Consider the following 19,123-nt stretch of genomic DNA (forward strand, 5'->3'; position numbering starts at 1 on the left):
CGGCCGCTAAGGTGGAACGAGCGGCCGCGTTGCTTTGAGCACCGCGAGCGCCCGAGAATCGTACAGAGGCCTGTCGGCTATCACCCTGCGGACAAAGGAACTGCTGAGCGGGAAGCAGTTCTCTTTTGGGAGAGAAGGTCGCTCGTCGTGAACGAGCGACCGGCACGTCGAAGCCTCCAAAAAAGCGGCCGCAAGCGTCTGGCGGCGGCCGTTCGCCTACCCGGTTCAGGCGTCGTGCTTAATTTTCGAACTGCCGAATCGTCGCGTTGTACGCACGTGTGGCCATCTCCTCGAGCGGCAGCTTGCGCTCGACTTCCGACAATATTTCCACGCCCCACGGCCCGTCAAAGCCCGTCGCCTGGACTGCCTTGATGAAGCCCTGCACGTCGAGTACGCCTTCACCCGGCAGACGGCGTTTGTGGCAGGTGTCCATCCACAGCGGCTCGATTGCGTAACGGTCCGCGTCGTCGAGTTCGATGCCCTTGATAAATTCCGGCTTGATTGTGGCGATTTCCTTGAAGTCCACATTGCCGCGGCTCAGGTGCCAGATGTCGAGCAGCAGACCCGCGTTCTTCCTGTTCGCGCCTTCGACGATGGCCTTGCCGGTTTCAATCGTGCGTACGTTGCTGAACGGCATGATTTCCAGCATCACTTGCGTACCGCGCTTCTGGGCATCGTCAGCCAGCTTGCCGAATTCATCGACCATCAGCGGAATGTTTGCGGTTTCTTCGCCAATGCCTGGACCGACCTTCACGATGCGCGCACGAAGTTCTTCCGCAGCCTTCAGGTAGTAGTACCGCATGCTATCCGACGTGCGGCGGCGCTCGCCGGTTTGATACCAGTCGACCAGGAACTCGAACTCGACGTGCTTCATGCCGTTGGCTTCGAGGATTCGGCGCATTTCCGGGAAGCCGATCTTGTCGGCCGTTGCATAGATATCCGAATGAATCAGGCCGATGCCGTCCCAGCCTGCTTTTGCTGCCAATGTCTCTGCTGCGACCTCATCTGGAGTCTGGCAAGTTGATGTCAGTTCTCGAAGACGTTTCGAGTGAGTTCATCGACGTGCACGCCGTCTGGCCGAAGGTGGCTCACCTACGGCCGAAAGTCCGCCATGTGGTCGACACTTTTGTAGAGCTGGCCGAACAGGGCAAACTGGATTGAACCTGCCGGTTTGTTAATCGTTTTCGCTGCGAAATCACCCTTTGCAAGCGGCAGCCGCACGATAGAAGACGCGGTCATCGCGGTGTACTATCGTATCCGCAGGGCAGATGCGGTGCGGCGTCTGGGCACGTGTTCAACAGCGGTTGATCGACCGCGATGAAGCCCTTGGGGAACAGCATGAGGCGCTTGCTGGTGGCATTGGAATGCGTGTGTGCGCTGTCGGTTGCCGCAGCGCAAGGTATGCCGCTCGTGCCAGCGCCGGGGACCACTGTCGCGGCCAGGGACTATCTGGCCGCAGCGGAGCGCGTCGTCGATGCCGCGGCGCAACCCGCCGCACCCTGGAACGGGCCGCGGAGCGGTCCGCGCGCCCAAGCCGGCAGACGCGTCGCCATCGTTGCCGAGGATTTGCGCAACGGCGGCATCATTGGCGTGGTCGACGGTGTGCTCGAGGCGGCCAAGGTCATCGGCTGGAACGTAAGAATATTCGACTCGGGCGGCACGCCCGACCTGCGGCTAAAGATGCTTGCGAACGCGCTGGCAAGTGGCCCGGACGGTCTCATCATCGTCGGCAGCGACGCACGCGCCCTGCTGTCCGGCCTGCAGCCGTTTGCCGAGCGCGACATTCCTATCGTCGGCTGGCATGTCGCCGCCCAGGCCGGACCGGTGCCGGGCACGCCCGTGGCGATGAACGTGGCGACCGATCCACTCGAGGTCGCGCGCGTGACTGCGCTCGCGGCCATCGTGCAGTCCGGCGGGCAAGCGCAAGTCGTCATCTTCACCGACTCCAATTTCCGGATTGCGCGAAGCAAGGCAGACGAAATGGCCGCGGTTGTGCGTGCGTGCAGCGGCTGTACCCTGCTTGAAGTGCGCGACGTGGCGATCTCGCGCAGCCAGGACCTGATGCCGCGCACGACACGCGCGTTGCTCGCGCGTTTTGGCGAGCGCTGGACGTATGCGCTGGCCGTCAACGACATCTATTTCGACTACGCCGCGCCCGTACTGACGCAGGCCGGGATTCCAACCACCGCGATGGCCATGCTGTCGGCCGGCGACGGCAGCGAGTCCGCCTTCCTGCGGATCCGGACGGGAAGTTTCCAGACCGGCACCGTGGCCGAACCACTGAATCTGCATGGCTGGCAGTTGGTAGACGAAATGAACCGGCTGTTCGCCGGTGCAGGGGTGACGGGTTACGTCTTCCCCGTGCACCTCGTGACGGCGAACAATGTCGCCGCGGACGGCGGCGATCGTCTGATCTATGACCCGGCCAACGGTTATCGTGACGTCTATCGCCGCATCTGGCAACGCCCGTGAAAGCTCCTCTGCCCCGCTCGCTCACCGCGCAATTCACCTTCGTGGTTTCCTGCCTCGCGGCGCTCGTCGTCGCGGTCGGCGCCACGACCCTGTACTCGTTGGCCGGCTCTGCCCACGCGATTCGTCAGTTGGCCGAAGAGCGGCTGGCTCGTCAGGAGGATGCACAAGACCTGGCGCAGCAAACCCTGATCATCGAGCGCCTCGCGCTACAGCTCTCGCGTGACGATACCGTCGACGCGGTGCGCGAGACGCATCGGCGTGTGCTCGAACAACTGGTGTCGTTCGATCGTGCGGTCGACCGCCTCGCCTCCGCGACCACCAGCGACAACCTGGGCGTCGACGCGCTGACGCTGCATCGGTCGAGCCAGCGTTTTCGCAACACGGTCAATATCGAGGCCCAGTTGCGCGAGACCGCGCTCGGCGCCGACACGATGTCGCAGGCCGTGCCTCGGCCTGGCGCGTCATTGGCCAGCCTCGACGACGATCTTCGCCGCCAGGCCGACGCCTTAGCGGCCGCAGCCCGCGATCAGTCTGACTATTTCACGCGAGATTATCGGAAAGCCGTTCAAGGCCTCGCCGACGACGTAAACCGCACCCGCATGTGGGTAGCCGGCGAGGTGGCGGTGAGCCTGCTGCTTACCTGGCTGATCGCCCATGCATTCCTCGGTCGTCACGTCGTGGCGCGGCTGCGCCGGGTCAGCCACTTCCTGCGTCACGGTGATGTCGGCGGCGTCCAGGCAGGCGTTCCCGTTCACGGCGGCGACGAGATTGCCGACATGGCGCGCGCCGTCGAGCAGTTCCTGAAGGATCGGCGCCAGCGTCGGCAGGCCGAGGATGCGCTCAAGGAACTCAACGCCGGACTCGAGGCGCGCGTTGCGGAGCGCACGGCCGAACTCAGTGCCGCGCTCGCGGGCCAGACGGCGGAGATCGTCGAACGACAGCGTGCCGAGCAGGTTGCGCGAGCGAGCGAACACTTCCTGGACAGCATTGTCGAGAACATCCCCGACACGATTTTCGTAAAGGATGCGGCGACGCTGCGCTTCGTGCGCATCAACAAGGCAGGCGAGCAATTGCTCGGCTACGGGCGCGAACAGATCATCGGCAAGTCCGTGCATGACATGTTTCCGGCGCAAGAGGCAGAATTTTTCGCGCTGAAGGATCGTGACGTGCTGAAGTCGCATCAGATGGTCGACGTGCCCGAGGAGCCGGTCGAAACCGTTCACGGGCAGCGTCTGCTGCACACGATGAAGATCCCCATCGTCGACGAGCGCGGCGAGCCGCAGTTTCTGCTCGGCATTTCGCGCGACATAACCGGGCAACGGCGAGCCGAAGAGGAATTGCGGCGCTATCGCGAACACCTCGAGGACATGATCCGCGAGCGAACGGCCGAACTGGCCGTCGCCAAGGAGCGCGCCGATGCGGCCAATCAGGCAAAGGGCGCCTTTCTCGCGCACATGAGCCATGAACTGCGTACGCCCTTGAACGGAATTCTGGGCTACGCGCAGATACTGAAGCGCGACAAGAACCTGGACCGACGCCACATCGATGGAATCACGGTGATCCAGCGCAGCGGCGAACATCTGCTTGCGATCATCAACGACATTCTGGACATGGCAAAGATGGAGGCCGGAAAGGCGGAGCTCACTTTGTCCGACGTTCCGCTCGAGGGGTTTATCTACTTCATCGCCGAGACGATTCGGGTCAAGGCAATGGAAAAGGGCTTGGCCTTCGCGTGCGAGCTGGCGCCCAATCTTCCTGCGGCTGTGCGAGTCGATGAAAAACGGCTGCGCCAGGTGCTGCTTAATCTCCTCTCGAACGCAATCAAATTCACGGAGACGGGCAGCGTGCGCCTGCGCGTCGGGTGGATGCCGCCCGCGCGGTTGTCTTTCGAAGTGCGGGACACGGGCATTGGTATACACGAAGCGCGTCTGGGGGCAATCTTCCGGCCGTTCGAGCAGGTAAGCGATGCCCGGCACCAGATAGGAGGCACCGGGCTGGGCCTCACCATCAGCCGGCAGCTCTTGCGCCTGATGGGCGGCGAAATCCGCGTCGACAGCCGCCACGGCGCGGGCAGCGCGTTTTCCTTCGAGTTGAACGTGCAGGTAGTGGCGCATCAGTCGACTGCCATCCCGCCCGAGCGGGCGGTAAGCGGCTACAAGGGACCGCGCAAGCTCATTCTCGTCGTGGATGACGTGGCGGTAAACCGTGCTGTCGCGATCGATATGCTCAGTCAGCTCGGATTCGACGCGGTCGGGGCCATCAACGGATTCGATGCATTGGAAAAAGCGCAAGCGCTGCAGCCGGCGCTGATCCTGATGGATGTGGTCATGCCAGAGATGGACGGACTTGAAGCGACGCGGCACCTTCGCTCGATTTCCGAGTTCGCCGATCGGCCCATCATTGCGGTATCCGCCGGCGCCTCGGGGAGCGACGCCGCGAAAAGTCTGGCGGCCGGTGCAAACGCTTTTCTGCCAAAGCCAATCGACTTCAGCGCGCTGCTGTCGCAGATCCAGATGCTTCTTTCGATCGAGTGGATCTACGAAGTCCCGCGGACGCAAGCCGCCGCTCCGTCGATGGAAAGCTTCATCATGCCGCCGCCAGGGGAACTTGAAGCGCTGCACCACCTGGCGCGACTCGGCGACATGCGTGCCATCGCGCAACACGCCACGCAGGTTGCCGGGCTTGACGAGCGATATCGTCCGTTCGCCGATCACCTTTGCCAGTTGGCGAAGGACTATCAGTCGAAGGCAATCCTAAGTTTCGTCGACCGATGTCTGGAAAGGAGGAGCGTGCCGTGATTGTGGGTCATTGGCCCTCGACCTTGCGCCCTTCGTGCAGCAGCGTGACGAGACCGTGCCTTTATGCTTTCAGTTTCGGGTCCGCTGCGCGACCTGCCGCTAGGGTTCCTGAACCGCGGAATCCGGCCGGAAGCCGGTTACGAACAGTCGCGCGGCCTGTTCAATGATGTGTCGCTCGCGGCCCAGCACTTCCGCCAGAACCGGCGAAGTGCGCTGATCGACGATCAGGTTTGCGAGCCCATGGTTGAGTGCCAAAAGGGTTGCCGTGGCGTCTTTGGCATCGACGTGCCGGATGTCGAAGTCGGCGATCATCTGCTCCACGTGCGCGGCGAGCGCCGCGAACGCCTCGTTGGAGGCATCGACAAGTTCCCGGTAACTTTCCTTGCGTTGAACCTGTGTGCCGTACATCAGACGGAAGAGGTTTGGCGTCTCTTTTGCGAACCGCACGTACCCCGCCGAGAGGCCGCGAACGCGCCTCTCAAGCGAGTGGTGTTTTATTGACGTGGTCCTCAGCACCCCTCCAGCGCGCCGGAAACCGTCTGCTGCAAGCGCCGCCAGTAGCGCGTTTTTGTCCTCGAAGTGGTGGTAAGGAGCGGCCTGCGAGACCCCTAGTTGCCGCGCCAGCATACGAAGACTGAGCTCAGCAGCGCCGTGCTCTTCAAGCAGCTTGAGAGCGCCTTCGATCAACGCCGGTCTCAGGTTGCCGTGGTGGTAAGCCGATTTGGTTTTCCTCGATAAAGGGGGCGCCAGATTGCCCCTGGCTGCGCTTGCGCTCATAGGTGAATTGTCATCTAAAGAAAAGTTCTCGCCCTACGCATGTGATCCTTGCGCACGATGTCCTGGCGGCGTGCCGACTGGGGCAGCGGCCGCCTTCAGCCCGTCGTGAAGAAGCATGAGTCACCTCGCAAGCTGCGCCAACCTCCGCTCACTTCCCGTCGCAAACGCGTGACGAACCCGTTGCCCCCCCTCCGACCGCACATATCCAACGATACAGGCGGATGCCAGGAAAAACAATCTTGACGGTGAACAAATTCGCGCATCTAATCGCCGAAAGGATTCGGGTGCATCAAGCACCTGTGTCAACCAACTATAACCTCCACGGAGGAGACGAGAATGAGCTACGAGGACATCATCTACGAAAAGCTGGCGTTGACTGGCGCGGCTTCTTTACCGCTCCTCGCAGCAAACCGGTCGTATGTGCGCTGCAGGGGTGGTGTCTGACACTGGGTATCGAGATCGCGCTGGATTCTGACGGGGGAAGCATTTGATGTCCGGGAGGCGATGCGGATCGGTCTGGTCCAGGAAGTCGTGCCGACCTGGAGCCAGTTGCAACGTGCGGTTGCAATTGCTCAATCGATCGCAGCGCAGGCGCCGCTTGGCGTCCAGACGGCACTGCGCTCCGCCATGCGGGCGGCTCGCGAGGGCGAAGTAGCTGCGGCGGCAAAGCCGGTTCCGGACCTGGTGGCATTGCTCGACTCCGATGACGCGGCCGAAGGCCGTCGCTCGTTCATCGAGCGGCGCCCGGGCGAGTTTCTCCGGACTGTGACCTTTAACAGGGAAACGTAGCGCTAGACGTTGAGGGACAGGTAGCGACGGTGAACCGGCGAAGCCCGGAGTAATTACACGCGAGACGGGGACTGCCGGCGATCATCGCGCGGCGATCGAACTTTTCTTTGCCAAACAGAAACCAGCATCTTTCACAAAGCAACTGAAACTTTGATCCGCCACAAAACGCGCGGATTATTTCCTAAGTATTCCTATCGGTGCGGGTATGCCCTGCGGCATCCGGCCTTTGCCACAAAGCGTAGATAAATAAGACGCCGCCGAAAGCGGTCCGCCGTATTTCCAACTGGAGGAGACACCGTTATGAAGCTTTCCACTGGACCGTCAGTCCCCGTGTCCGCAAGCGACTCGCCGACAGATCGCTCAACCGCCCGCGCGTGGTCCATTACAGCGCTCATTGTCGTGTTTGCGACCATCAACTGGGCAGACAAGGCGATCTTTGGCATCGTCGCGCAAGCGCTTAAGGAAGAGCTCGGATTCACGTCGACGCAGATCGGCTTCGCCGGCAGCGCATTTTTCTTTCTGTTCAGCGTCAGCGGCGCTGCACTGAGCTTCCTTGGTGACAAAATCCAGATCCGCTGGATCCTCCTTGTGCTTGCCGCGCTCTGGAGCGTCATCCAGTTACCTATGCTGGTGACGGGCAGCTTTGCCGTGCTTGTAATCACCCGCATCGCACTTGGGGTCGCGGAGGGGCCAGCAACAGCCATGGCCAATACGGCCGTGTTTCAGTGGTTTCCAGCAGACAAACGGAGCTTTCCCTCCGCGCTGGTTGCAGCGGGCGCGTCGTTCGCGAAAATTGCGGTAGCACCATTGCTGGCACTCGTGCTGGCCGCCTGGGGATGGCGTGCCTGCTTCATCACCATGGGGCTTGTTGGCCTGATTTGGTGCCTGGTGTGGCTGGCGGTAGGCAAGGAAGGTCCCTACGGCCGCCGCGCAGGCGCGCGCAAGCCCGCCGCAACTGACGCTGGTTTGCGCACGCCGGAGCAAACGCAACGGGTGCCGCTGCGTTCGATCCTGTTCACGCGCTCGTTCCTCGGTGCACTGATCGGAACGTTTATGGTGTACGGCCTGGTTTCGGCCTCAATCACCTGGTTCCCGTCCTACTTCGAAAAAGGACTTGGTTTTTCCCGACTCGAGTCTGGCCTGATGTTCGGCCTGCCAAGTATTGCATCACTCGTGACCATGTTCGGCTCAACGTTTGTCGCGGACCGACTGTCGTCTAGGAAGCGCCCGACACGAGCTACCCGTGTATCGATCACGACGGTGTTCCTTGTTATCGGAGGCTTGACGCTGGGAGCCGTGCCGTACGTCGGCAAGCCGATAGTCGTCGTGGCCTTCCTGATTATCGGTTATGGCTGCGCAAGCGTAGCGTTGCCGATGATGACTGCCGTCGTGTCGCAGATCACTCCACCTCAGCAGCTCGCCAGCACGCTCGGAATTTTTCTTGCCGTCCAGAATCTGTCAGGGCTCATCACGCCGACGTTGGTGGGCGTCCTCGTCGACCGCGCCTCTCATCCGTTGGCGGGCTACTCGTTCGCTTACCAGATGTTTGGATTGGCGATCGTGGTCGGCGGCATTGCCATCGCGGTATTAGTCAATCCCGAGCGAGATGCGGCAATGCCGCAGCACAGACCTGAAGACGCAAATGCACATTAGGAAGCGCGCGGCCCGCCGGCGACGAATGGCAGTTCTCCGTTCGGCGGCTCAGGCGGGGCCGGTTTCCGCGCGGGCAGAACCGTAGTGGAACGAACAGAAATCAGCGATGGGGCGGCGCTCTGCCATATCGCGCCCGCCACGCGCAAGCCGCGAAGTACGGACCGCTCATCGCGGCAGAGACTTCACAACGTCAACTGGAACGAACGCGTAAGAATGCCCGGCAATTGCATGCCGCCCGTCGCCCGCTCGCCCCAAGTACCGTCGGCAAGCAGCAATTCCGCTTGCGCGCCAAGCTCCTCGAGCTCGCTGCCGAGCAGCCGATACAGGCTGTCGTCAAAACGCATCGCGTCGAGCGGCGCGACGATCTGCCCGTCCTCGACCCAGAACGTCGCGAATCGCGTCATGCCGGTGAGGCGGCAATTCATGCGGTCCGAAAAGTTCACGTACCACAAGTTGCCGACATAGAGACCCGTGCCGATCCGGGCGAGAACGTCGTGATCCGCGAGACCGCCGGCCTGCATTGCAAGCGACGTTGGCGCTTCTTCAGCAAGCGCGCCGTTCGGCGTCAAGCCGTATTCACGGGCGCTTCTCGCGTTCGTCAGCGTGCCGGCGCTGCGGCCTGCGTCGATGAGCGCGACCCGCTCACGCAGATAACCGTCTTCGTTGAAGGCCGGCGCGATGCCCAGCTCCAGTTCCTCGGCTATCGAGACGCGCGGGTCCAGCGCGACTTCGCCCACGTGCAGCTTGTACAACTCGCTGCGCGAACTGGCCTGCGCGCGCGCCGAGAAGCCGCGCCATGCCGTTACACCAAGCAGCTCCGCGAGCGCGGCCGGCGCGAGCCACGCGCGATACGCGCCCGGCGCGAGCACACGCGGTGCGCGAGCGAGCACCGCGAGCCGCCCGGCGGCCTGCTCCACTTTCGCCGCAAAAACGGCATCGCTCCAGTCGTCGCCGGCATAAGTGGTTTTGATCGCGCGGCCGCTCGGGTCGTACAGCGACCAGCTAAAATTGAAGTTGTCCACTTCGTACCAGCCGCGGCTGCCGTGCGTCGATGCAAAGCCGCGCACGATCGTGCCGCCCGCGTAGAAGCCCACGAAATCGAGGCCGCACGCACATTCTCCGACGATGCGCGACAAGCCGTGCGGGTCGGGCAATTTGCCCGAACGCCGCGTCGTGCGCTGCCATGCGGACGTATCGACGAGCAGATGCGGATCGTCGGCGGCATCGCGCAGCGCTTGCCGCAACATCGCCAGCGCGGCGCTCACTTCGTCGATGTCCTGCTGGAGATCGCCGCAGACCGTCAACGTGGAATACGCCTGGCGCGCGCCGTCGATCAGCCGCAAAGTCAGCTTGCCTTGCGACACGGTGCCGCTCTGGCGCACCTTGCCCGCGTTGAAGCGGATGAAGTCCGACTGCTCGCCGGCGAACGAGCTCAGCGTGGTTTCGCCGCCTTGCTGAAGGCGCTCGATAGCGTCGGCAAGCGACGTGAAGTGCCCCTGCCAGTCGACCAGTTGCCCGGCGCGCGTCGACATGAAGTGGTTCATCATGCGCCTCCGAACACGTCGACGTTGCTGAACACGCAAGCCGGCGACGCATGCCCCACGCGAATGACCTGCGCCGGCTCGCCCTTGCCGCACATCGGCGTGCCAAACACCTCGCGCGTGTCGGCGTTGCCCACGGCGCTCAGGCTGCGCCAGAAATTCGCGGAGATGCCGCGATAGTTCGGCTGCTTGACGATCTGCGTGAGCTTGCCGTTCTCGATCAACTGCCCGAATTCGCAGCCGAACTGGAACTTGTTGCGATGGTCGTCGATCGACCATGAGGTGTTCGTTCGCATCAGAATGCCGTGTTCAATGTTGCCGATCATCTCGTCGAGCGAACTGTCGCCGGGTTCGATATTCAGGTTCGCCATGCGGTCGATGGGCGGCCGGTTCCAGTTCGACGCACGCGAATTCGCGACGCCCGGCATGCCCGCGCGTTGCTGCGACAGCGCGCCGCCGAGCGGCCGCTCCAGCACGCCGTTGCGGATCAGATATTCCTTGCGCGCTTCGGTGCCGTCGTCGTCGAATGCATAGGCCGCGGCTTCCTCGCGCAGTTCAGGATCGAAGGTCACGTTCAGCAGTTCGGAGCCGTAGCGATACGAGCCGAACATGTCCGGCTTGACGAAACTCCAGCCCGCGAAGTTGCGCTCGTCGCCGAGAATGCGGTCGAGTTCCAGCGGATGCCCAATCGACTCGTGAATCTGCAACATCATCTGGTCGGGCATCAGCAGCAGATCGCGCTTGCCCGATGGGCAGTTGGGCGCGGCCAGCAATTGCAATGCTTCCGTGGCGACGCGCGGACCTGCGCCGTCGAAGCCGAAACGCGCCAGCACGTCCATGCCGCCCTGCGCAAGCGTGCCGTAATTGCCGCCGAGCGTGCGAACCTGCGTGTCGCCGTCCGCATGCGCGGCCACGCTGAGTTGCGGCATCACGAAGCGAAAGCGCTGATCGATCCGCACGCCGTCGCCGGTCATATAGAACTGATCGGTATGCGTGATCTGCACCGCCGCCACGCGTTCGACGATGCGCGAATCCAGCTTCGCGGCCGCGCATTCCGCGCTCAGGCGGTCGATCCATTCCGCGCGGCCCGGCAGCGCGTGCTGCGCATTCGGCGACAGATATTCGCCGCTCACCGACGGCCGCGCCACCTCGCGATGATCGATCAACGACAATGCCGCGCTCGCCTCGGCACGCGCGCTTGCGAGATCGAGCGCATGCTGAAGGCCGGCCGCCGACAGGTTGGCCGTCGCCGCATAACCGGCCCCCGCCCCGACCCACGCGATCAGCATCGCACCCCGATCGCGCACGGTGCGCAGCGGCTGCGCGACGTCGTTGCGAACTTCGTGATCGTCGATCCGCTCATCGACAATGCGCAGCGACCAGAACCCGGCGCGGCTCGTCAGTGAACGGGCGGCTTGCACCCAGCGTTCGTCAATCATTCAGGCTCCGTAGGTTTGGCGTGGGCTCAGGCAGTGGCGACAGCAGCGACGAGGCCAGCAGCGAGCGCGTGTAGGGATGCGACGGCGCGCGCAGCACGTCGAGCGTGTCGCCGCTCTCCACGACGCGCCCCGACTTCATCACAATCACGCGATGCGCGACGGCCCGCATAACCGCCAGGTCGTGCGTGATGAGAAGGTAGCTCAGCTTGCGCGTGTTCTGTAAATGTACCAGCAGCGCGAGCACCTGTTGCTGGATCGACACGTCGAGCGCGCTCGTCGGTTCATCGAGCACCAGCAGTTCCGGCTCGACTGCAAGTGCGCGCGCGATGGCGATCCGCTGACGCTGCCCGCCCGAAAATTCATGCGGGTAGCGCGGCATGGCATCGGCGGGGAGCCCCACTTCGTCCAGCAGACTGGCGACTCGCGCGCGCCGCGCTTTCGCGTCGATCTCCGGGCGATGCACGGCGAGCCCCTCACCGACGATCTGCTCGACCGTCATGCGCGGCGACAGCGAACCGAACGGGTCCTGAAAGACGACCTGCATGCGCGAATACAAGGCCCGCCGCGAACTTGCGGAGCTCAGCGTGGACAGCGGCATGCCGTCGATATGAACATGACCCGCGGCCGCGCGCTGCAAGCCCAGCACGGTCGCCGCAAGCGTCGACTTGCCCGAGCCCGATTCGCCGGCAATGCCGAGCGTTTCACCGCGCCGCAAGCTGAGATCGACGTCATGCACCGCGCGAAATGTCGAGCGTCGGACCAGCGAGCGCCAGCCCTTCGGGGGCGTGCTGTAGTCGACGCACAAGCCTTGCACTTCTAGCAGACGGCGCGCGCCTTTGGCGAGCGGCGCAATCGAACGGCGCGGCTCGCTGTCGAGCAGGCGTCTGGTGTAGGGATGCTGCGGATCGCCGAACAGTGCCTCCGTCGTATTGGTTTCGACGAGCACGCCCTTCTCCATGACCGCGACGCGCTGCGCAAAGCGTCTGACGAGATTCAGATCGTGTGTGATCAGCAGCACGGCCATGCCGCGCTCGGCGGCTTCCTGTTCCTGAAGCTCGATCAGCAGATCGACGATCTGCTGGCGCACGGTCACGTCGAGCGCGGTCGTGGGCTCGTCGGCGAGAAGCAGACGCGGACGGCATGCGAGCGCCATCGCGATCATCGCGCGCTGACGCTGGCCGCCCGACAACTGATGCGGAAAACTGTCGATGCGCCGCTCGGGCTCGGGAATGCCCGTGCGTCTGAGCAGTTCGATGCCGCGTGCCCGCGCCGCGTTGGGCCGCACGCCCTCGTGCAGACGCACGCTTTCGGCAATCTGCTTGCCGATCGTGAAGAGCGGATTGAGCGCGGTCATCGGTTCCTGAAACACCATCGCCACGTCCGCGCCGCGCACGCCGCGCATCTCCTGCTCGGTCTTGCGCAACAGGTCGTCGCCGTCGAGCAGAATGCGCCCGCCGAGTTCCGCATGATCGACGAGCCGCAGGATGGACAGCGCGGTGACGCTCTTGCCCGAACCCGATTCGCCGACCAGCGCGACGCGCTCGCCGCGCGCGATAGACAGGCTCAGATCGCGAACCGCTAGCCTGTCGCCGAAACGCGCCGAAAAGCCCTCGATTTCGAGCAAGGGCCGCTCGTTTGCAGTGCGGTTCATCGGGGCGCTCCACCGAATGCCGAGCCGCGCGAACGCGTGTCGAGCGCATTGCGCAACGCGTCGCCGATAAACGTCAGCAGCAGCAGCGTGACAACCAGCGCGGCAAATGCCGACACCGAAATCCACCATGCGTCGAGATTGTTCTTGCCCTCCTGCAACAACTCGCCGAGGCTCGGCGTCGGTGGCGGCACACCGAGCCCGAGGAAATCGAGACTCGTGAGCGACAGGATCGCGGCGCTCATGCGGAACGGCAGAAACGTGATAACCGGCGTGAGACTGTTCGGCAACACGTGACGCCAGATGATCTGCGAGTTCGACAGCCCCATCGTGCGAGCGGCTTTCACGTAGTCGAGCGAACGGTTGCGCAGGAATTCCGCGCGCACATAATCGGACAGCACGAGCCAGCCGAACATCGACAGAAGAATGAACAGCAGCCACAGCGTCGGCTCGAAGATCGACGCGAAGATGATGAGCAGATAGAGGTCGGGCATCGAGCTCCAGATCTCGATCAGGCGCTGGCCGATCAGATCGGTGCGGCCGCCGTAGAAGCCCTGTATCGCGCCCGCTGCGACGCCGATCAGCACGCCCGAGACCGTCAGCGCGAGCGCCATCAGCACCGAGAGCCTGAAGCCGTATAGCAGACGCGCAAGCACGTCGCGTCCGTATTGATCGGTGCCTAGCCAGTTCGACGCGGTGGGCGGCGCGGGATACGGATGCGCGGCGAAATAGTCGATGGTGTCGTAGCGGAAATGGTTCGGCGGATAGATCGCGAAGTTGCCGTTCGACTGAAGCCGCGAGCGGATATACGGATCGAGGTAATTGGCGCGCGCCGGAAAGTCGCCGCCGAAGAGCGTCTCCGGATAGTCCTTCACGATCGGAAAATAGTAATGGCCGTCGTAGCGCACCACGAGCGGCCGGTCGTTCGACAGCACTTCGCCCAGAAGGCTCACGACAAACAGCGACATGAAGATCACGAGGCTCCAGTAGCCCAGACGCTGCCGCCTGAAGCGCAGCCATGTCCGCCGCCACGGAGAAGTCACGGCTCGGCGCGTCGCGCCGGGTACATCATCGGTCCAGCCGGTTGAACTGGATGCGCGGGTCGACGAGGACATAGCAGACGTCAGCAATGAGTTTGGTTACGAGAGCGATCAGCGTGAAGAGGAACAGCGAACCCAGCACGACCGGATAATCGCGGCGAATCACGGAGTCGTAGGAAAGCTGGCCCATGCCGTCGAGCGAGAACAATGTTTCGATCAGCAGGTTGCCGTTCAGAAATGCGCCGACGAAGGCCGCGGGCAAACCGGTCAACAGCGGGATGGCGGCGTTGCGCAGCACGTGTTTCCACAGCACGTCGCGCTCCGAGGCGCCCTTCGCGCGCGCGGTTAGCACGTACTGCCGGCCGATCTCCTCGAGGAACGTGTTCTTCGTGAGGATCGTGACGATTGCAAAATTGCCGACCACCGATGCCGTGACCGGCAGCACGATATGCCACAGATAGTCGAGCAGCTTGCCGAACAGGCTGAGTTCGCCGAAGTCGTCCGATGTGAGTCCGCGCATCGGAAACACCTGCCAGAAAGTGCCGCCGCCGAACAGCATCAGCAGCAGAACGCCGAGCACGAAGCCGGGGATCGCATAGCCCGCGAGCACGAGCACGCTCGTCGCCGTGTCGAACCGCGAGCCGTTGCGCACGGCCTTGGCGATGCCGAGCGGCACCGAGACCATGTACGTGAGAAGCACCGTCCATAGCCCGAGCGTGATCGACACGGGCAGCTTCGAGCGGATCACGTCCCATACTCGCGCATGCTGGTAGTACGACTGTCCGAGATCGAAGCTCGCATAGTGTTCGAGCATCAGCCCATAGCGTTCGAGCGGCGGCTTGTCGAAGCCGAACTCTTTCCTGATCTGCGCGATCTGCTGCGGGTCGACGCCCTGACTGCCGTGATATCCGCCGCCGCCCGCGCCCGCCTCTCCGCCACGGCCGGCGCCGTGGCGGAGTTGCGTCATCACCTGCTCGACCGGCCCACCCGGCACGAACTGCGTGACGACGAACGTGAGCGTGACGACGCCAAGGAGCGTCGGCACCATCAACAACAATCGTCTGAGAATGTAGGCAAGCATGCTGCTCCTCGATTCCTCGATCCCTCGATAACGGCTAGTGAGCCGCGGATGTGACGGTCGCCGTAGCCGCCTCGCCGTCTGGACGCTTTGCGAACCAGTAGCTGATCACCCAGTCCTCGTATCCATACGACGCCGGCACGACGTCGGGGAACCCGAGCGTCGTCTTGTAGCCGATGCGCGCCCCCGGCGCGTAGTACTCGGGCACGAGGTAATACGAGTTGATCAGCACACGGTCCAGCGCGCGGGTCGCCGCCTGCAGATCGTCGAGCGTGGTTGCGGCGAGCGCCGCGCGAATCAGCGAATCGACCGCGGGCGAGCGAATGCCAGAATAGTTTTCCGAGCCCACCTGCGAAGCCGCCGCGCTGCCGAAGCGCCGTTCCAGTTCCACGCCCGGAATCGTCACCGGCGGATAGATGTACGTGGTCATATCGAACTGGAAGTTGTCGATCCGCTTCTGATACAACGCACTGTCGATCTCGCGCAAATGCGCGTCGATGCCGAGATTCGCGAGCGCCTGCATGTACGGCAGAATCAGACGGTCCATGCCCGGCTGATCGTCGATGATTTCGATCGTCATCGGCGTGCCGTGCTGATCGCGCAGCGCGCCGTCGCGATAGTGCCAGCCGGCTTGAGCAAGCAGATCGCGGGCGACGCGCAGATTGCCGCGCAGCGAGTTCGGCGGCAACGTGTTGGGCGGCGGCAGCATGGACCCGAACACTTCGGGCGGCAGACTCGCGCGGAACGGTTCGAGCAGCGCGAGTTCCTTCGGTCCCGGCATGCCGGTCGCGCCAAACGGACTCGCGTCGAAATAGCTTTTCGTGCGCCTGTACTGGCCGTAAAACATCATGCGGTTCATCCAGTCGTAGTCGAACGCGAGCGTCAGCGCGTGGCGCACGCGCACGTCCTGGAACATCGGCTTGCGCAGATTCATCAGCATGCCCTGCATCTGCGCGGGGCCGTCCGCGAAATTGCCTTTTTTCAGCAGGCCGTTCGCGAAGTTCTTGCCCACGTACTTGCGCGCCCATTGCGTCGCGCTGTATTCGACGATGGCGTCGGCGTCGCCCGCCTTGAACGCCTCCAGTTGCGTGTAATGGTCTCGATACAGCTTGAACGTGATGTGCGCGAAGCGGTACATGCCGCGCCGCGACGGCAGGTCCGCCGCCCAGTAGGCAGGGTTGCGCCGGTAGGTGATTTCCTTGTCGTTCTTGCGCGACTCGACGAGATACGGGCCGCTCGATATCGGCGGCTCGTTCGCGATCTGATCGAACGGCGGACGCGTGCCGTCAGCGCGCATCCCCCATTTCGGCGAGAACACCGGCAAGTCGCCGGCGATCAGCGGCGCGTCGCGTTCGGCGTGCCGGAAGTCGAAGCGCACCGTCGCGCGGTCGATTACCACCGCGCGCCTGATCACCGCGAACTGCGCGTTGAACATCGGCGAGGCGCGCGGGCTCGTCAACGTGTCGAACGAATATTTGACATCGGCTGCCGTGATCGGATCGCCGTTCGAAAAGCGCGCGGCCGGGTCGATGTGAAACGTCGCGGACGAGAGGTCGGGCGCGACTTCGACATCGTTCGCGATCAACGGATACTCCGACGCGAGTTCGTCCCAGCTTCGCTGCATCAGCGTGTCGAACATCAGATGCAGCACGTCCGGCGCGGGCGCGCCGCGCACGAGGAACGGATTCATCGAATCGTAGCTTTGCAATTCGTTGTAGTTCTGAAAATTCAGTGTGCCGTCCGTGCGCGCCGTGGGATCGGCGTAGTCGAAATGCGTGAAATTCGCGGCGTATTTCGGCTCGTCGTATTGCGATATGGAGGGCTTCGCGTGCGCGCCCGCGCACAGCACACCGAACGCAAGGCTCAGGCCGACAGCGCGCGGCCAGCGAAACTTCACAGGTGTCATCTGTTTCAAATGCCAGAGGTCGCGCGCCGCTTGCGAGCCGGCGCGCGATACATCGAACCGGCGCGACGATGATGATGCTCATCGCGCGCGCCGCTGCTTCAATGCTGATGCCGCGTTACTCGTCGTCGGCCGGCGTGGTCTTGAACGAGAACGCCACTTCGCCGACGTACGGCTCGGCATTCTTCTCGCACCGATATGCCTTCGCCGCAGTGACGACCGCGTCGTTGAATACCGAGGTCGGCGGCGTCACGCGCACGATCTTGACGTCGCTCACGCTGCCGTCCGGGCTAATCGACAGATGCGCGATCACGGTCGCCGAGATACCGTCCTGCAGCGCGCGGCGCGGAATCTGCGGCTGCACCGCCTGACAGTGACCGCGTCCGTCGACCACACCATGCAACGCGGGCGGCGCCACCGGCGCGGGCGGAGCCGCGGGCGCCGTAGCGGGACCTGGCGTCGCATTGGCGGTGGCGAGGGCAGGCGCATTCGCGCTCGGATTCGCGGCGGGCGCGATGTTGGCGGGCTTAGGCGTCGCCGACGGCAACGCAGGCGGCGGCTTCGCCACCGGCAACGGCCTGGGCTGCTGCGGTTTGGGCGGCGGCTTCACCGGCGTCGGCGCAGGCGGCGGTTCGAGCTTCTTCACCTCGGGCGGAGGCGGCGGCGGTGGCGGCGCCATAGTCACCTGCATGACTTCGCGCGCGGGCGGCGGCTCCTGTTTGAAGCTCACGTGCGAGAGCCCCGCGACGATCAGCAGTTCGACAACGAGCGCGATCGCGAGCGCTGTCTTCATGGACATGCGGCCATGATGCGCCGGATTGGACGACGCCCATAGCGCGCCGTTCAGACGGCTTTGCGGGTCTTTCATGTCGAGTACCGGAGAGCTCATGTCGTCGGGTTCGTTGCCAGTGCAACGGAGCTGATGCCCGCCGCGCGCACCAGATCCATGACCTTGACGATGTTTTTGTAGCTCGTGCCTTCGTCGCCCGCGATCGCCACGTCGACCTTCTTCGAATCGTGCACGAGCCCTTGCAGGTGCGCGGTCAGTTCTGTCGGCGTGACCGGCTTTGCGTCGAGATAGATTTCGTCGGTCTTGGTGACGCCGATGGACACCTTCACCGTCTGCTGCAACTGCTCCGCCGTGCTCGATTGCGGCAGGTCGAGTTTGATGCCCGCGCCCTGGATCATCTTCAGCGTGGCCAGCATGAAGAACACCAGCAGGAACATCATGATGTCGATCATCGGAATGATCTCGATGCGCGCCTTCTCTTCCGCGCCCAGGTAATGGCTGCGATGGTTACGCATGATCCTTCTCCTTGGAAGCGCGCATTCAGGCGGCGAACCGCGACACGAGCAGCGACTTGATCAGATCGAACTGATTCACCGTCATGCGAATGCGCTTGTTGAAGTAGTTCAGAAAGATCACGCAGACAATCGCGATGGTCAGGCCGCAGGCGGTGGCCGTCAGCGCATGGCCGATGCCGCCCGTCACGCCGTTGGGGTTCGCGGTGCCGCTCGTGCCGAGCACGTTGAACGACTCCACCATGCCGATGATCGTGCCCAGCAGACCGAGCAGCGGGCCGAGCGTGACCGCCGTGTCGAGAATCCACAGGTTGCGGTCGAGCCGCGGCATCTGGAACATGATGGTTTCCTCGAGTTCGCGCTCGACCACCGCTTCCGGTTTGCCCCGCACTTTCAGCGCGCTTTTGACGAGTTCCCCTTGCACGGTCTGTCCGTAATGTTCGGCGACTTTTTGCGCGTCGGACAGGTTGGCCGGCTCGACCATCTTCAGATCGTGTTCGAGCGTCTTGCCCGCCTTGACCGCTCGCGAGAAAAACATGAAGCGCTCGACGATGATCGAGATGCCCAGCAGGAAGATGAAGGCCAGAAGCGGAATCAGGCCCATCGATTGAACCGAATAGTTGATAAGGGTATTGAGCACGAAGAACTCCGGTTACGTCTTTAACAAAGTTGGGCCGCCTCGG

16 protein-coding genes are annotated in these 19,123 nt (G+C 63.3%); 5 read left to right on the forward strand and 11 right to left on the reverse strand.

All coding sequences use genetic code 11. The annotated features are described in order from the left end of the window. Positions 1-238 precede the first annotated feature (238 nt). Positions 239-985, reverse strand: a complete 747-nt coding sequence (locus AB6809_RS30700) for a sugar phosphate isomerase/epimerase family protein (protein ID WP_371027924.1) — start codon at positions 983-985, stop codon at positions 239-241. 38 nt (positions 986-1,023) lie between these two features. Here AB6809_RS30700 and AB6809_RS30705 point away from each other — a divergent pair, with 38 nt between their 5' ends. The 3 genes from AB6809_RS30705 (at position 1,024) to AB6809_RS30715 (ending at position 5,270) form a co-directional block, all read left to right on the forward strand. Continuing rightward, positions 1,024-1,161, forward strand: a complete 138-nt coding sequence (locus tag AB6809_RS30705; protein WP_371027925.1) for a hypothetical protein — start codon at positions 1,024-1,026, stop codon at positions 1,159-1,161. Positions 1,162-1,338: 177 nt separating this feature from the next. Next, positions 1,339-2,472 carry a substrate-binding domain-containing protein gene (locus AB6809_RS30710; protein ID WP_114157435.1) on the forward strand — a complete coding sequence of 378 codons (1,134 nt, stop codon included), beginning with the start codon at positions 1,339-1,341 and terminating at the stop codon, positions 2,470-2,472. Continuing rightward, on the forward strand, positions 2,469-5,270 hold the full coding sequence (locus tag AB6809_RS30715) for an ATP-binding protein (protein ID WP_371027926.1): 2,802 nt from the start codon (positions 2,469-2,471) through the stop codon (positions 5,268-5,270). The genes AB6809_RS30710 and AB6809_RS30715 overlap by 4 nt, the downstream gene beginning before the upstream one ends. Before the next feature lie 99 nt (positions 5,271-5,369). Here the strand turns inward: AB6809_RS30715 and AB6809_RS30720 are convergent, their stop codons facing one another. Continuing rightward, on the reverse strand, positions 5,370-5,957 hold the full coding sequence (locus AB6809_RS30720; protein WP_371027927.1) for a TetR/AcrR family transcriptional regulator: 588 nt from the start codon (positions 5,955-5,957) through the stop codon (positions 5,370-5,372). Positions 5,958-6,518: 561 nt separating this feature from the next. Between AB6809_RS30720 and AB6809_RS30725 the strand changes: the two genes are divergently transcribed. Continuing rightward, positions 6,519-6,836, forward strand: a complete 318-nt coding sequence (locus tag AB6809_RS30725; RefSeq protein ID WP_371027950.1) for an enoyl-CoA hydratase-related protein — start codon at positions 6,519-6,521, stop codon at positions 6,834-6,836. 300 nt (positions 6,837-7,136) lie between these two features. Continuing rightward, positions 7,137-8,489 carry an MFS transporter gene (locus AB6809_RS30730; RefSeq protein WP_371027928.1) on the forward strand — a complete coding sequence of 451 codons (1,353 nt, stop codon included), beginning with the start codon at positions 7,137-7,139 and terminating at the stop codon, positions 8,487-8,489. A 182-nt stretch (positions 8,490-8,671) separates the two neighbouring features. Here AB6809_RS30730 and AB6809_RS30735 read toward each other — a convergent pair whose 3' ends face one another. The 9 genes from AB6809_RS30735 to AB6809_RS30775 all read right to left on the reverse strand — a co-directional run bounded on the left by AB6809_RS30735 (position 8,672) and on the right by AB6809_RS30775 (position 19,080). Continuing rightward, the gene (locus AB6809_RS30735; RefSeq protein ID WP_371027951.1) at positions 8,672-10,033 is read right to left on the reverse strand and encodes a metallopeptidase TldD-related protein; all 1,362 of its coding nucleotides are present in this window, start codon (positions 10,031-10,033) and stop codon (positions 8,672-8,674) included. After that, positions 10,033-11,469, reverse strand: coding sequence for a TldD/PmbA family protein (locus AB6809_RS30740; protein ID WP_371027929.1), 1,437 nt, complete (start codon positions 11,467-11,469; stop codon positions 10,033-10,035). Before AB6809_RS30740 ends, AB6809_RS30735 begins: the two co-directional genes overlap by 1 nt. Next, complete coding sequence (locus tag AB6809_RS30745) at positions 11,462-13,120, reverse strand: ABC transporter ATP-binding protein (RefSeq protein ID WP_371027930.1); 1,659 nt, start codon at positions 13,118-13,120, stop codon at positions 11,462-11,464. The genes AB6809_RS30740 and AB6809_RS30745 overlap by 8 nt, the downstream gene beginning before the upstream one ends. Further along, positions 13,117-14,232 (reverse strand): ABC transporter permease, encoded by a 1,116-nt coding sequence (locus AB6809_RS30750; RefSeq protein ID WP_029968817.1) that lies wholly within the window; start codon positions 14,230-14,232, stop codon positions 13,117-13,119. The genes AB6809_RS30745 and AB6809_RS30750 overlap by 4 nt, the downstream gene beginning before the upstream one ends. Next, the gene (locus AB6809_RS30755; RefSeq protein ID WP_371027931.1) at positions 14,186-15,238 is read right to left on the reverse strand and encodes a microcin C ABC transporter permease YejB; all 1,053 of its coding nucleotides are present in this window, start codon (positions 15,236-15,238) and stop codon (positions 14,186-14,188) included. The genes AB6809_RS30750 and AB6809_RS30755 overlap by 47 nt, the downstream gene beginning before the upstream one ends. Before the next feature lie 34 nt (positions 15,239-15,272). Continuing rightward, the gene (locus AB6809_RS30760; RefSeq protein WP_371027932.1) at positions 15,273-17,141 is read right to left on the reverse strand and encodes an extracellular solute-binding protein; all 1,869 of its coding nucleotides are present in this window, start codon (positions 17,139-17,141) and stop codon (positions 15,273-15,275) included. A 115-nt stretch (positions 17,142-17,256) separates the two neighbouring features. Beyond that, positions 17,257-18,027: a TonB family protein gene (locus AB6809_RS30765; RefSeq protein WP_371027933.1), complete on the reverse strand. Its 771-nt coding sequence runs from the start codon at positions 18,025-18,027 to the stop codon at positions 17,257-17,259. After that, entirely contained in the window at positions 18,024-18,443 is a 420-nt protein-coding gene (locus AB6809_RS30770; protein WP_006051605.1) for a biopolymer transporter ExbD, read from the reverse strand. Before AB6809_RS30770 ends, AB6809_RS30765 begins: the two co-directional genes overlap by 4 nt. 25 nt (positions 18,444-18,468) lie before the next feature. After that, entirely contained in the window at positions 18,469-19,080 is a 612-nt protein-coding gene (locus AB6809_RS30775) for a MotA/TolQ/ExbB proton channel family protein (RefSeq protein ID WP_006051606.1), read from the reverse strand. Positions 19,081-19,123 lie beyond the last annotated feature (43 nt).

The sequence above is a fragment of the Paraburkholderia sp. RCC_158 genome, assembly GCF_041355255.1.
GTDB lineage: Bacteria > Pseudomonadota > Gammaproteobacteria > Burkholderiales > Burkholderiaceae > Paraburkholderia > Paraburkholderia graminis.